Source organism: Dactylosporangium cerinum (assembly GCF_042653625.1).
GTDB classification, from domain to species: Bacteria; Actinomycetota; Actinomycetes; order Mycobacteriales; family Micromonosporaceae; genus Dactylosporangium; species Dactylosporangium cerinum.
In genome coordinates this window covers 112259-125359 of sequence record NZ_JBHSIU010000009.1, presented here as the reverse complement: position 1 = coordinate 125359, position 13101 = coordinate 112259, and the positions used below count along the sequence as shown (strand labels likewise).

Genomic DNA, 13101 nt, shown 5'->3' with positions numbered 1-13101 from the left:
AAGCAGCGTGCCGACACGACGCGGTTCTGTATGCCCCTAGAGGCAACCGCCGCGGCTTCCTAGAAGGGCCTTGGCGTCCTCAACGGGCCCTGGCTTCTAGAAGGGCCTTGACCTCCTAGAAGCCAGAAGGCCTCGCCGTCTTAGAAGGCAGCCGCCTTGGCTTCCATCTCGGCGGCCGCGTCCTCCTCGGTCGCCGCCTCGGCCGGGCCGGTGCCGCCCTGCAGCGGCTTGTCCGGCAGCGCGAGCGTGATCACCGCGCCGACGAAGGCGACGATCCCCGCGGCGAGGAACACCGGGTGCAGCGCGTTGACGAACACGTGCTCGACCGCGTCCAGGACCTGCGGCGGCAGCTTGCGGACCTGCGCCGGCGAGTTGATCGACACGCCGGACATGTTGCCGGTCATCTGCTCGCTCAGCTTGCTGTTCATCAGCGCGCCGAGCGCCGCGACGCCGACCGAGCCGCCCAGCGACCGGAAGAACGTGGCCGCACTGGTGCCCGCGCCCATGTCGCGCAGTTCGAGCGCGTTCTGCACCGCGAGGATGAGCGGCTGCATCGCCATGCCGAGGCCGACGCCGATCACGGTCATGTAGATGAACGCCTGCCACAGCGGCGTGTTGACCTGCAGCGTGGTGAACAGCAGCAGCCCGGAGCCCATGATCACGGTGCCGGCGACGGGGAACCACTTGTACCGGCCGATCTTGCTGATCGCCCGGCCGGCGAGGATCGAGGTCACGATGACGCCCGCCATCATCGGCAGCATCAGCAGGCCGGAGCGGGTCGGCGAGGCGCCCTTCACGATCTGCAGGTACAGCGGCACGTAGATGATCGAGCCGAACATCGCGAAGCCCAGGATGAACGTCGCGGTGTTCGCCAGGGAGAACGTCGCCCGCTTGAACAGGCGCAGCGGCAGGATCGGCTCCTCGGCGCGCCCCTCGGCGACGATGAACAGCGCGGTCAGCACCGCACCCGCGGCCAGCAGGCCGAGGATCTGGACGGAGCCCCAGGCGTACTCGTTGCCGCCCCACGACAGCGCGAGCAGCCAGGAGCTGACCGCCGCGACCATGAGCGTCGCACCCAGGTAGTCGATCTTGTGGTCCCGGCGGGTGTGCGGGACGAGCCGCAGGACCCGGCTGCACACGTACAGCGCGAAAATGCCCAGCGGAACGTTGATGTAGAAGATCCAGCGCCAGTCCGTCTCGGCGAAGTAGCCACCGACGAGCGGCCCGGCCACCGAGGAGATGCCGAACACCGCACCGAAGAGGCCCTGATACCGGGCCCGCTCCCGCGGCGCCACGACGTCCGACACGATGGTGAACGCGAGCGTCATGAGGCCACCGGCACCGATGCCCTGCAGGGCGCGGGTGGCGATGAGCTGGGTCATGTCCTGCGACATACCGGCCAGCAGCGAGCCGACCAGGAACGTCGAGATGGCGAACAGCAGGACCGGACGGCGGCCGTAGAGGTCGCTGATCTTGCCGTACAGCGGGGTCGACGCGGTCGAGGCGAGCAGATAGGCCGTGACGACCCACGAGTAGTGGTCGAGTCCACCGAGTTCACCGACGATCGTCGGCAACGCGGTGCCCACGATGGTCTGGTCGAGCGCGGCGAGCAGCATCCCGGTCATGAGGCCGCCCATCAACAGCATGATCTGCCGGTGGGCGAGTTGCGGCCGGGCCTGTTCCGGCGGCGCGACGGTGGTCATCGAGCGTCCCTTTCGGAGGTGGTTCCTGGCTGCCGTTCGGCTCCTGGCAGCCTTTCGGCAAGCGATTGGTTGAGTTGCGTGAAGAGGGTCGCGAAGATCTGACGTTCCTCGGGGGTCCACCCGGCGAGCAGTTCCTGCCACGTGGCGATCCAGCGGGCCCGGTTCTCCTCGAACACGTCCCGCCCCACGTCGGTGACCTCCACCAGGCTGGCCCGGCGGTCGCTCGGGTCCGTCGCCCGGCGCACCAGTCCCGCCGCCTCCAGCGCGCCCACCTGCCGGCTGACCGTGGAAAGGTCCAGCGCGACGTCGGTGGCGAGGGCCGACAGCCGGAACGGGCCGTCGACCGCGATCCGGCTCAGCAGCATGTAGGCGGGGCGCTCCAGGCCACGGCCTGCGTCACTCCACTTGAGCGTGGCGAACAACCGTTCCGAGAGACGGATGAACCGCCCCACCTGCCGCCCGATGGCGGCGTACTCGGTGTCGTCGTCCACAGCTTCCCGCTCCCCATCCCAGATACTTGCTTGCCACAAGCATCGGTTCCCGGGGCAGGGTTCACCAACCTATTTACGGGTGATGAGCATTACTGTCGTTTCGCCTCACACGCAACCAACCCACGGCCAGCCGTCCACGCGGCTGACCGTTCACCCGGCCGGCCGTCTACCCGGCCGTCCGTCTCCTCGCGCTACTCGCGGCCGAACTCGAAGCGGTCCGCCGGGTAGGTCTTGTCGCCGACCACCAGCACGGGCACCCCGTCGCCGAGGCCGTGATCCTTCTTCTCCTGCGGCGTGGGCATCCGGGCCGAGACGACCTCACCCTGATGCAGCCAGACCCGCTCGCGCGGCGCGTTGGCCCGCACCCGGCTGCGGTATCCGCGCTTGCTCTCGACGAGGCCCTCACCGCGCAGATACGCCATGGCGTCACGGATCGTGTCCCGGCCGACGTCGTACTCCTCAGCCAGGTACTTCTCCGAGGGCAACAGGCTCCCCGGAGCCATTTCACCACTGATGATCTTCTGCCGTATCGCGTCCGCGACCTGCAGATAGAGAGCCAGGCCCGAACTCCGGGAGATCATGACCGCGACCATATGAAGTTCTATCGGCTACAGGGGTGGTGGCCTTATGGCTATTGGGTTAGAGTTGGCGCCAGGCGCGGGACCGGGCTGGGCGGTCCGGTTTCGCGCCACCCAATCCGGGGTGCGGCGCCGTTCCACGACGCTGCGAGCCGCGCGGCGTCGCACCCCACCTTCCCCATCCGGACCGCTCGGCCTCAGCTGGGACTACCCGGCCTGGACCGGATCTACCCGCGGCTGAAGCCCCGGCCTCACCCGGCAGATCGGAGACAGCCATGGACGACGACCTCTTCCCCATCGTCACCCTCGACCTCCGCGCCATCCGCACCGTCATCACCGAGGACGAGGGCGACGCGATCCTCCTGGTCGACGATGGCGACGTGCAGATCGAGTTCGGCTCCGGCCTGTGCGGCACCTGGGAACAGGCCATCCTGGGCGCGGAGCGCCTCGCCACCGCCGCCGGTCAGTTCGCCGCCGAGCTGCGCAAGCAGCAGGTCACCCTGGCCGCCTGACCCTTCAGGCCCAGGACCGGCAGACAGCGCCGCCCGGGCAGCGCGGCCTACGACGAGGCGCGCTGCACGGGCGACGAAGGGGTCTCTCAGGCGGCCCTGCGGCGGGCCAGGATCTGCAGGAGCCGGCCGCCCACGACGAGCAGGACGCCGCCGCCGAGCATCAGGGCCACGTTGTTGCCGGTGACCGGGAGGCCGCCGCCGCTGGTGTTGCCACCGCCGCCGGTGCCACCCGTGCCGCCGCCGCCGTGGTGACCGTAGCCGTCGTCGTCATCGTCGTCGCCGGGACCATAACCGCCGTCGGAGTCGTCGTCGGAGTCGTCGTCGCCGGGGGCGGTGGTGGAGCCGGCGGGCGCCTTCGGGGCCGCGGCGGCCGTCTCCAGGGTGCAGATGCCCAGGTCGATCAGCGAGGTCTGGTCGGCCGGGCCGGAGTCGCCGTGGCCGTAGCCGCCGCTGGACTTCCACGTGTTGCGGGAGATGAGCTTCACGCGCACCGAGGCCGCCTTCGCGTAGACGCCCGTCGAGCTGAACTGCTTCTCGACCGAACCCAGCTCGACCCGCAGCACCACGACCCGGCTCGATCCGTGCGTCGAGGAACTCTCCGTGGCGGCCGAGGAGGGTGCACCGCCGGCGCCGAGCAGGCCACCCACGGCCGGCAGGCCGGGCAGGGAGCCGAGCAGATCGGGCAGGTCGACGCCCGGCAGGACGGCGCCGGCGCCGGAGACCACGCCGCCGACCGTGCCGGAGACCGCGCTGGTGATGCCGGTCAGCAGGTCGATGAGTGACAGGCCGCCGAGGAGCGGGAGGTTCTCGGTGCGGGCCAGGTCGGTGGCGGCCTCGGTGCTCGCGGCGTCGACGGGCACGACCACGTCGACGTGGGAGCCGGCGGACGACACGCGGACCGGCGCCTGGCCGGGGATCGTGATCTCGAGGACGGGAGCGGTGTAGTCGACGGTCTTCTTGGCGCCGGCGAGGACGTGCAGCGACGGCGGGCTGATCACCCGGACCCCGATGGCGGACGGGCCGTTGTCCAGGAGCTTGAAGTCGGCGATGCCACCGGTCGCGGCGGCGGTCGCGGCGGGCCGGCCGCCGGCCGAGCCGACACCGGTGACGGTGGCGCTCTCGACGGCGTTGATGCGCAGCAGGGCGCGGCCGTTACGGCCCGGCAGGACGGTGATCCCGGCGAGCGTCGCGGAGGAGGCGGCCCGCGGGCCGTCGGCGGTGGTGCAGCGGCCGGCGTTCTTCCACGAGGCCTGGGCGCGCAGGCCGCCGGTGCCCAGGCGCAGCGCGCCGAGGTCGACGCCGGCGACGTTCACCACGTCGGGCTGGTCGTTCGAGGGCGGCGCCTGCTGGTACGCCCGCGGCCCGAGCACCCCGGCCGGCAGGTCGCCGCTGCTGCGCAGGTAGCGGGCGTCGGCGGCGGCCCGCAGGGTGCCTCCGGCGACGCCGGAGTGGGTGGTGGCGACCCGGAGTTCGGGCAGCACCGTGCTGGACAGGCCGATGGCACGCAGGTCGATCCGGCCCAGCGCCAGGGTGTTGCTGGCGGCGGTGGCACCGAAGCCCTCTGGGCAGGCCGCGTCGGCCGGTGCCGCCACCGCGGGTGCCGCTAACGCGACCGGGCTCAGCGCTCCGACGATCGCCGTTGCGGCGAGGGCGGCGAGGGTCCGGGCTGTTTTTGGGCGTGCGGAAGCAACAGGAGACGTCATGCTTGAGGTCCTCCGAGACCGGGAGTACGGGGGTAGCCCGCCAGGGGGCGTGCCACTGCTGCCCCCAACGAGCCCTTTCCGGCCGGAGTTACGGCCCACGTAGCGGGCTCATCCGCACTAGTAACGACGAAGTAGTTGGAATAGCTACGGGATCCCCCAAAAGAGCCAAATTGGACTTTAAAGGGCGATAGCCGCAGGCCATATAGAACTGCCAGTGGTCCGCGTTACTGTGCACCCATGGGCATGCTGTGCGCGGTGAGCTTCAATCGCTACGGGCGGCTGTTCTACTTCGACCCCGGCGAGTTTCGCCCGGGAGTGGGCGATCGGGTGCTGGTGCCGACCGACGACGGGCCCGAGGTCGCGGAGTGCGTGTGGGCCGCGCAATGGGTGAGCGAGGAGACCGAGGGCTTTCCGCGCCTGGTCGCCATGGCCGCCGACGACGACCTGCGCCGCGACGAGCTGCTGCGCAAGCGCAAGGCCGAGGCCAAGGTCGCCGCGAAGAAGCTGATCCGCGATCACGAGCTGCCGATGAAGGTCGTCGCGGTGGACCACGTGCTGGACGGCTCCGGCGGGCAGGGTGCGCGCACCACCATCTACTTCACCGCACCCCATCGGGTGGATTTCCGGTCGCTGGTCCGGGATCTGGGCGCCACGCTGCACTGCCGGGTGGAGCTGCGCCAGCTGTCGGCCCGCGACAGCGCCCGGGTGCAGGGCGGCATCGGCTCGTGCGGGCGGGACCTGTGCTGCGCGACGTTCCTCAATGACTTCGAACCGGTCACCATCCGGATGGCGAAGGACCAGGACCTGCCGCTCAACCCGCTGCGCATCTCCGGCGCCTGCGGCCGGCTCATGTGCTGCCTGAAATACGAACATCCGCTGTACCAGGCGTTCCAGGCCACCGCCCCGGCCGTCGGCACGCGGGTGACCACGCCCGAGGGCGAGGGCCGGGTCGTCGGGCACAGCGTGCCGCGCGACTCCGTCACCGTGCGGATGGACGCCGACGGGTCGCGCTGCTCGTGCAGCCGCGCCTCGGTCTGCGGATCCCGGCAGGCATACGAGGAGCGGTACTGAACCACCGTCACGCATCCGAGGACCGGTACTGAACCACCGTCACGCATCCGAGGAGCGGCGCTAGACCACCGTCACGCTGACGGAGTGCCAGCCGGTCGCCCCGTCGGGGAACGGCGTGGCCCGGTCCGGCGTCTGCACGGCGCCGGTCTTGTCGGTGGCCCGCACCCGCAGCAGGTGGTTGCCGGGCGTCGCGGCCCAGTCGAGGCGCCACTGCACCCAGGTGTCGTTCGTCGGTGCCGGAAGCACGGTGGCGGCCTGCCACGGCCCGTCGTCGACCTGCACCTCGACGGCGGCGATGCCGCGCCCCTGGGCCCACGCGACACCGGCGACCGGGACCGGGCCGGCGGCCGGCCGGGCGAACGGCAACGGCCGGTCGATCCGGGACGCGGTCTTCACCGGCCCGTGGGCGGCCCAGCCGCGCTGCACCCAGTACGCGTCGCACGCCGGAAACGTCGTCAGCTCGAGCTCCGTCACCCATTTGCAGGCGCCCGCGTAGCCGTACAGGCCGGGGGTGAGCATGCGCACCGGGAAAGCGGGCTCGCCGTTCATGCCGACGCACAGCATGGCGTCGCGCCCGTCGAGCACCACGGACAGCGGGGTGCCGATCGTCATGCCGTCCACGGATCGCGCCACCACCTGGTCCGCCCCCGGCCGCACCCGGGCCTCCCGCAGCAGCTCCGCCAGGTGCACGCCGAGCCACCGGGCCGTTCCCACGTACGGTCCGCCGACCTCGTTGGAGACGCAGTTGAGCGTGACGTCCCGCTCGATCAGCGGGCGGCGGAGCAGGTCGTCGAAGGACAGTTCGAGCGGGCGGTCGACCATGCCCCTGACCCGGAGCCGCCAGCCGCCGACGTCGACGCGGGGCACGGTGAGGGCGGTGTCGACGCGGTAGAAGTCGCGGTTCGCGGTGAGGAAACCGGCCGGCAGCGGCGGCGCGGCGGACGCCGGGGCGGGGAGCCGGATCGACTCCCGGGACCGGTCGGCGGCGCGGCGCCCGGCGGCGTGCAGGGCGGCGGCCCCCGCCCCGGCAACGGTTGCGCCGGCCCCGACGACGGCGGCGGCACCGATGAACGCGCGCCGATCCAGCAGCCGGGGAGGACGTCCGATGCGGCCCGGCCCGGCCGGCGCGGCGGTCGGCGGCACGAGCCGCACCAGCAGCACGAGCAGCGCGCCGGCCGCGACCGCGCCGCCGAGCAGGGACGGCAGGCCGTCCAGCAGACCGGCGGCCGGGCGGCTGGCCGCGGCGGCCGCCCCGGCGAGCCCGAGGAGCGCGGCGCCGGCGAGCCCGTAGACCCGCCGGCGCAGCCCGAGCACGCCCACGACCGCGGCGAAGACGACCAGCCCGGCCGCGATCCCGGTCAGGAGCAGCGGCTTGTCGTTGGTGCCGAAGGTGCGCACCGCCCACTCCTTCACCGGCGTCGGGGTGGCGTCGATGATGACGCCGCCGACGCCGACGACCGGACCGGCGGCGGGGACGACCAGCGCGGCGAACAGCGCCCCCAGTGATCGGATTGGTACGACTTTCGCGGAAGCCCCGGACGGGTGACGCGTCACCCGTCCGGGGGCCGGACCCACCCTTATGCCGGGACGACGCCCCAGGCGAGCGACCCGCCGATGAACGCCGGCACGGTGGCGGCGTCCGCGAAGGACGTCCCGGTGCCGCGGCTGTAGTCGTTGGCCTCGTTGACCGGCTGCCAGTCGGTCCGGCTGACCCGCAGCTGGATCTCGCCGGTGTTGCCGCCGGGCGCCACGGTGCCACCGGTGAAGGTGACCTCGATGTACGCGTCGGCGCCGTTGACCGCGGACGGCAGGTTCACGACCCGGGTCGTGAGGTTGCCGCAGCCGACGACGGCCCAGTCACACCAGATGGCGTAGCTGCCGCCGTCGCGGGTGAAGTAGTACCGCACCGCGACGGTGTTCAGCGCGAGCGCGGTGGTGCCGCCGTTGACGACCTGGAGCCCGGGCTTGATCTCCTGGTCGTTGGTCGGGACGCTGTTGTTGCGGTACTGCACCCGCACGACCCCGGTCGGGTTGGCGGCGGTCGTGCCACTCACCGCGGCCGAGGCGGCCGAGACGTTGCCGGCCGCGTCACGGGCCCGCACGGTGTAGCTGTAGGTGGTGTTCGCCGCCAGCCCGGTGTCCACATAGGACGTGCCGGACGGGCTGCCGACCTTCGTGGTGCCGCGGTACACGTCGTAGCCGGCGACCGAGCCGCTGTTGTCGGTCGACGCCGCCCACGAGAGCGAGACGCTGCTGGTCGTGGTGCCGGCGACGGCGAGCCCGGCCGGGACCGACGGCGGGGTGGTGTCGACCGGCGTGCTGGTGGTGGTAGCGGTGCGGGCGGCCGAGGCCGCGGAGACGTTGCCGGCCGCGTCGAAGGCCCGCACGGTGTAGCTGTACGTGGTGCTCTGCGCGAGACCGGTGTCCGTGAAGGACGGGGTGGCCGAGGTGCCGACCTTGGTGGCGCCGCGGTAGATGTCGTAGCCGGCGACGGTGCCGCTGTTGTCCGTCGAGGCGGTCCAGGTCAGCGAGACGCTCGTGCCGGTGGTGCCGGCGACGGTGAGGCCCGCCGGGACCGACGGCGCAACGGTGTCCGAGGTGCCGCCGTAGCGGTCGTTGAGGCTCAGGCCGTTGGTGCCGAGCTTGACGGTGTGGTCGAGGCCGACGAACTTGTTCTGGTAGGACCACAGCGCCGGCTTCAGCATCGCGTACTTGGCCTCGTCCCAGGTCTTCCAGTCGTCCAGCAGCAGGCCGCCGGTGTCGCCGGAGTTGGGGTTGAGCACCCAGAACGTCTGGCTGATGCGCTTCTCGATGATGGTGTCGCGCAGGGCGTACATCCACTTGTCCTGGCGCGCGTCCTGCCCGAGGCGACCGCCCCACTCACCGACCAGCAGCGGCGCGGTGTTCTCGGTGTGGATGTACAGCCAGTTCGGCTGCCACACGTCCGTGGTCAGCGACGCCTTGTCGAACGGCTTCTGGAACCACGGCTGCTCGTACACCAGCGGGCCGTAGTCGTGCGGCGAGTAGACGATGTGGTTGCCCAGGTTGACCGGGTAGTTCTTCACCCCGCGCAGGTTGCCGCCCCACCAGTTGCCGTAGTAGTCGGCCTCGGCGGTCGAGGACCAGTTGGTGCCGTTCTTCGGGAAGATCTCGATGCCCTCGCAGAGGATGAGCATGTTCGGGTTCTTCGCGAGGATCCGGTTGCCGGCGACCTGGCAGGTGTTCTTGAAGTTGTCCTGGTCCGTGGAGTTGTCCCACTTGGCCCGCGGCGACTCCGACCACTTGCCGTGCGGCTCGTTCTTGATGTCGGCCGCGACGAGGGTGTCGTTGGTCTTGTACCGGTCGATCACCCACTCCCACGCCTGGTAGAACAGCTCGGGCGTGATCGAGCCCTTCCACCACACGGGGTAGATGTGCCCGGAGTTGTCGGCCTCGGCGGAGTGCACGTCGAGCATCACCTTGATGCCGAACTGCTGGCACAGCTGCAGGAAGTAGTCGAAGACCTGCAGGGTGGTCTTGCCGACCAGCTCGGGGTTGGCGAACGTGTTGACGCCGCTGGGCACGGCGGCCTGGCCGGCCTTCCACTCCAGCAGCAGCTGGGTCGAGATCGGCACCCGGACGATGTTGATGCCGCGGTCGGCCATCGACTTGGTGATCTCGGTGATGTTGCCGCTCCACAGGCCGTGGAAGACCCGCTCGGTGGCGTTGAAGCCGAACCAGTTGGTGCCGGTCAGCCACACCTCGTTGCCCTGGCTGTCGACGATCTTGTTGCCGGCGGTGTGCAGCCAGTCCGTGGGGTCGGCGGCGGCGGCCGGGGCCGACGAGACGAACGGTGCGAGCGGCACGAGCAGCACGGCCGCGGCGGCGGCCAGGAGTTTTCGATGCAGGCGGAAACGCATGCGCGCAGTCCTTCCAGATGGCGGTCCAGAAATACGGGAGCGCTCCCAAGCGGTGGCGGCGCGCATGGGAGCGCTCCCGGTGACGGGTAGCGTAAGCATGTCGACACCATCGCGAAACAATGGCGAACATCGTTGGCACCTTTGTCCCGCAGCGCGCCGGGACCGGCAGCGGGAGGTCCCGGCAATGACCACAGTCCTCGTCGCCGACGACAACAGCGTGGTCCGCGCGGTCATCCGCGACATGCTCGACGGCACGGAGTCGATCGCCGTCGTCGCCGAGGCGGCCAACGGCGCCGAGGCGCTCCAGCTCGCCCGGCTGCACCGCCCGGACGTGACCCTGCTGGACCACCGCATGCCGGTCCGTGACGGCCTGTCCGTCGTCGGGGCGATCAGTGTGCACAGCAGGGTGCTGATGCTGACCCGCAGCGCCGACGACCGCACGGTCCTGGACGCCGTGCGCTCCGGCGCGATCGGGTTCCTGGTGCACGGCCAGTTCGGCCCGGCGGAGCTGCTGCACGCGGTCCGCGCGGTCGCCGGCGGCGAGTCGCACCTGTCGCCGAGCGCCGCCAGGGTGCTGGTGTCCGCGGTGCGCGCGGCGCCGGCCCGGCTCGGGCTGTCCCAGCGGGAGGCCGAGGTGATGGACCTGATCGCCCGCGGACTGTCCAATGGGGACATCGCCGCGACCCTGGTCCTTTCATCGAAGACAGTGGAGAACCACGTGAACCGCATCTTCGCCAAGCTCGGCGTCACCAGCCGCGCCGGCGCGATCCGGCGCTGGCGCACCTGAGCTGCGCACACCGTGCACCCAAATCTGTTGGGTGCCGCCCGCGCCCGGCCTCGAAAGACGGCCCGGGAGCACCCAGCGGGAGTTTCGGGAAGCGTTGCCAAGCAGGCGTGCCCGTGGTGTCGTGGCGACATGCGGGTCCTGGTCATCAGCACCACCGGCAACAGCCTCGCCGAGCTGCTGCGCCCCTGCGCCGGCGGGCTCGACGTGCGCCCGTTGCTGCACGTGCTCAACGGCGGGCGGATCGACGCCGATCTCGTCGTGCTGCACACCCACGCGCCGATCCGCGAGCTGGCCGCGCTCGCCACGCTGCCGCCGCCGCGGCCGCCGGTGCTGGTCGTGGCGCACGCGGTGGTGCCGGGCGACGTGGTGCCGATCCTGCGTTCCGGCGCGCGCAGCCTGCTGGTCGAGGGCCAGTACACCCGGGCCGACCTGCTGGACGCGGCCCGGGCCACCGCCGACGGTCAGAGCCGGCTGTCGCCGCTGCCGATGTCCATCGTGGTCGATCACGTGCAGCACCGCGCCGCCGACCGGACGCCGGCGTGGCAGCACCAGCCGCTGACCCGCCGCGAGCACGAGATCATGGAGCTGATCGCGGCCGGCGAGCCCAACGCCGCGATCGCGGCGCGCCTCGACCTGGCGGAGAAGACGGTCCGCAACCGGGTCAGCCAGATCTACCTGAAGCTGCGCGTCAACAACCGCACCGAGGCGATCGTGCAGTGGCTCAGCCGCACCGAACGCCGTTCAGGGTGAACGCCGTCGGCGCCGGGTTGGCGCCCTGCCAGGTGCCCTGCAGGCCGAACGTCAGCGTCCCGGCGGGCGCGAGCTTCGGCGTGACCCCGCCGTCCTCGACGAGGACCGTCGCGCCCGACTGGGTCACGATCGCGCCCCAGTAGCTGGTGAGTTTCTGCCCGGCGGAGAACTCGAAGCGCAGTGACCACCCGTCGATCGCCTTCGTGCCCGTGTTGGTCACGACCACGTCGGCAATGAAGCCGGGATCCCACTCGTTGCGCTTGGAATAGCGCACTTTGCAGGCGTTTGCCGCGGTGGTACCGGTAGGCCCGCCGGTGCCGGTGCCGCCTCCGGCGGCGGGTGCCGGGCCGGACGTGACCACCGCGGGACTTTTCGGCGGCTTCGTGCCGGCCGGTGCGGCGCTCGACGGCGCCGGTGACCCGCCGGATGCGGCGCCGGGCGTCTGTCCACTGAGGAACGACGGGCCGGCACCGGCGGGCGGCGCGGCGATCTGGTCGCGGGGCGGGTCGGCCGCACCACTGAACGGCAGGACCAGCGCCACCGGCAGGGCGGCGGCGACGGCGCCGACGAGCAGCCGCAGCCGGCGCGACGGCGGCGCACCGACCGGCGCCGGCTCGGCCGGGACGACCGCGGTGATCCGGGTCCCGCCGCCGGGCCGGGACCACACGGTCAGCGTCCCCCCGCACAGCCGGGCCCGCTCGTCCATCCCGACCAGGCCGTGGCTGCCGGCGCGGTGCAGGAGGCTCAGGTCGCCGGGCCCGGTGAAGCCGGCCCCGTCGTCGCGGACCTCCAGGGTCACCGTGCCGCCGGCGCGGGTCAGCGACACCGCGACCAGTTCGGCGCGGGCGTGCGCGGCGACGTTGCGCAGCGCCTCGCGCAGGATCCAGCACAGCTCGATGCCCACCTCCGGCGCGATGTCGATCTTGGGTGCGGTGTCCACGTCGGCGTTGTGCAGGATGACCCCGACGCCGCTGGTCATCGACCACTCCCGGCTGATCGCGGCGACCAGGTCCGACAGCGGCGCGTCGGCGGGGTTGGAGCGCAGTTCGTCGATGAGCACCCGGGCGTCGCGGGCCGCGTCGAGCGTGCCGTCGCGTAGCGTCGCCGCGAGCCGGCTGGCCCGGGCCGGCTCGGTGAGGGTGTCCGGCAGGGCCGCCGCGCCGAGGGCGATCGCGTCGAGGGTCTTGCTGAGCGAGTCGTGCATCTCCCGGGCCAGCCTGGCCCGCTCCGCGGCCGCGGCGGCCGCCCGGGCCTCGACCCGCACCCGCTCGCCCCGCGCCGCCCAGGCCCGCCGGACCCGCAGCGCCGCGACCGGCAGCAGCCCGGCCACGGCGACGACCGCGAAGACGGCGAGGCCGGCCCGGCCGGCCCCGGCCGCCGGGCGCAGCCACCACAGCAGCACCGCCGCCGGCAGCCAGATCACCGCGGCGGCGGGACCGAGCAGGGTGCCCGCGAGGGCGGCGGCGGCCGCCAGGGGGATCACGGCGAGCGCTCCGGGCAGGGCGCCGGTCAGCCCCACCCCGGCGATGGTCGCTCCCGTGGCGGCGAGCAGCGACACGACCGCACGAAGACGCACAGAGTCACGCATGGTGCGACGAGTATCACCC

Annotated in this window: 10 protein-coding genes and 2 pseudogenes; 4 read left to right on the top strand and 8 right to left on the bottom strand. The window is 72.0% G+C overall.

Annotation, left to right across the window (positions count from 1 at the left end):
- Positions 1-140: 140 nt before the first annotated feature.
- From ACFPIJ_RS05700 to ACFPIJ_RS05690, 3 genes are all read right to left on the bottom strand, one after another.
- Positions 141-1703, bottom strand: coding sequence for an MDR family MFS transporter (locus ACFPIJ_RS05700; RefSeq protein WP_380113542.1), 1563 nt, complete (start codon positions 1701-1703; stop codon positions 141-143).
- Complete coding sequence (locus ACFPIJ_RS05695; protein WP_380113541.1) at positions 1700-2194, bottom strand: MarR family winged helix-turn-helix transcriptional regulator; 495 nt, start codon at positions 2192-2194, stop codon at positions 1700-1702. The genes ACFPIJ_RS05700 and ACFPIJ_RS05695 overlap by 4 nt, the downstream gene beginning before the upstream one ends.
- Positions 2195-2385: 191 nt before the next feature.
- Positions 2386-2775, bottom strand: a complete 390-nt coding sequence (locus tag ACFPIJ_RS05690) for a GntR family transcriptional regulator (protein ID WP_380113540.1) — start codon at positions 2773-2775, stop codon at positions 2386-2388.
- Between the two features lie 272 nt (positions 2776-3047).
- Here ACFPIJ_RS05690 and ACFPIJ_RS05685 point away from each other — a divergent pair, with 272 nt between their 5' ends.
- Positions 3048-3284, top strand: a complete 237-nt coding sequence (locus tag ACFPIJ_RS05685; protein ID WP_380113539.1) for a hypothetical protein — start codon at positions 3048-3050, stop codon at positions 3282-3284.
- 86 nt (positions 3285-3370) lie between these two features.
- Here the strand turns inward: ACFPIJ_RS05685 and ACFPIJ_RS05680 are convergent, their stop codons facing one another.
- Positions 3371-4987, bottom strand: a complete 1617-nt coding sequence (locus ACFPIJ_RS05680; protein ID WP_380113538.1) for a hypothetical protein — start codon at positions 4985-4987, stop codon at positions 3371-3373.
- Positions 4988-5224: 237 nt separating this feature from the next.
- On the opposite strand from ACFPIJ_RS05680, the gene ACFPIJ_RS05675 reads away from it, so the two are divergent.
- On the top strand, positions 5225-6058 hold the full coding sequence (locus ACFPIJ_RS05675) for a PSP1 domain-containing protein (protein ID WP_203852160.1): 834 nt from the start codon (positions 5225-5227) through the stop codon (positions 6056-6058).
- Between the two features lie 60 nt (positions 6059-6118).
- Here ACFPIJ_RS05675 and ACFPIJ_RS05670 read toward each other — a convergent pair whose 3' ends face one another.
- The 3 genes and pseudogenes from ACFPIJ_RS05670 to ACFPIJ_RS05665 all read right to left on the bottom strand — a co-directional run.
- Positions 6119-7612, bottom strand: a complete 1494-nt coding sequence (locus ACFPIJ_RS05670; protein ID WP_380113537.1) for a molybdopterin-dependent oxidoreductase — start codon at positions 7610-7612, stop codon at positions 6119-6121.
- A 23-nt stretch (positions 7613-7635) separates the two neighbouring features.
- Positions 7636-8058: pseudogene (locus ACFPIJ_RS64520) on the bottom strand (cellulose binding domain-containing protein); the annotation flags it as partial.
- A 27-nt stretch (positions 8059-8085) separates the two neighbouring features.
- Positions 8086-9957, bottom strand: a pseudogene (locus ACFPIJ_RS05665) (cellulase family glycosylhydrolase); the annotation flags it as partial.
- A 184-nt stretch (positions 9958-10141) separates the two neighbouring features.
- On the opposite strand from ACFPIJ_RS05665, the gene ACFPIJ_RS05660 reads away from it, so the two are divergent.
- Together ACFPIJ_RS05660 and ACFPIJ_RS05655 are read left to right on the top strand one after the other, a co-directional pair.
- Positions 10142-10744, top strand: a complete 603-nt coding sequence (locus ACFPIJ_RS05660; RefSeq protein ID WP_380113535.1) for a response regulator — start codon at positions 10142-10144, stop codon at positions 10742-10744.
- A 129-nt stretch (positions 10745-10873) separates the two neighbouring features.
- Entirely contained in the window at positions 10874-11494 is a 621-nt protein-coding gene (locus tag ACFPIJ_RS05655) for a LuxR C-terminal-related transcriptional regulator (RefSeq protein WP_380113533.1), read from the top strand.
- Here the strand turns inward: ACFPIJ_RS05655 and ACFPIJ_RS05650 are convergent.
- Positions 11466-13082 (bottom strand): cellulose binding domain-containing protein, encoded by a 1617-nt coding sequence (locus tag ACFPIJ_RS05650; protein WP_380113532.1) that lies wholly within the window; start codon positions 13080-13082, stop codon positions 11466-11468. The genes ACFPIJ_RS05655 and ACFPIJ_RS05650 overlap by 29 nt on opposite strands.
- Positions 13083-13101 lie beyond the last annotated feature (19 nt).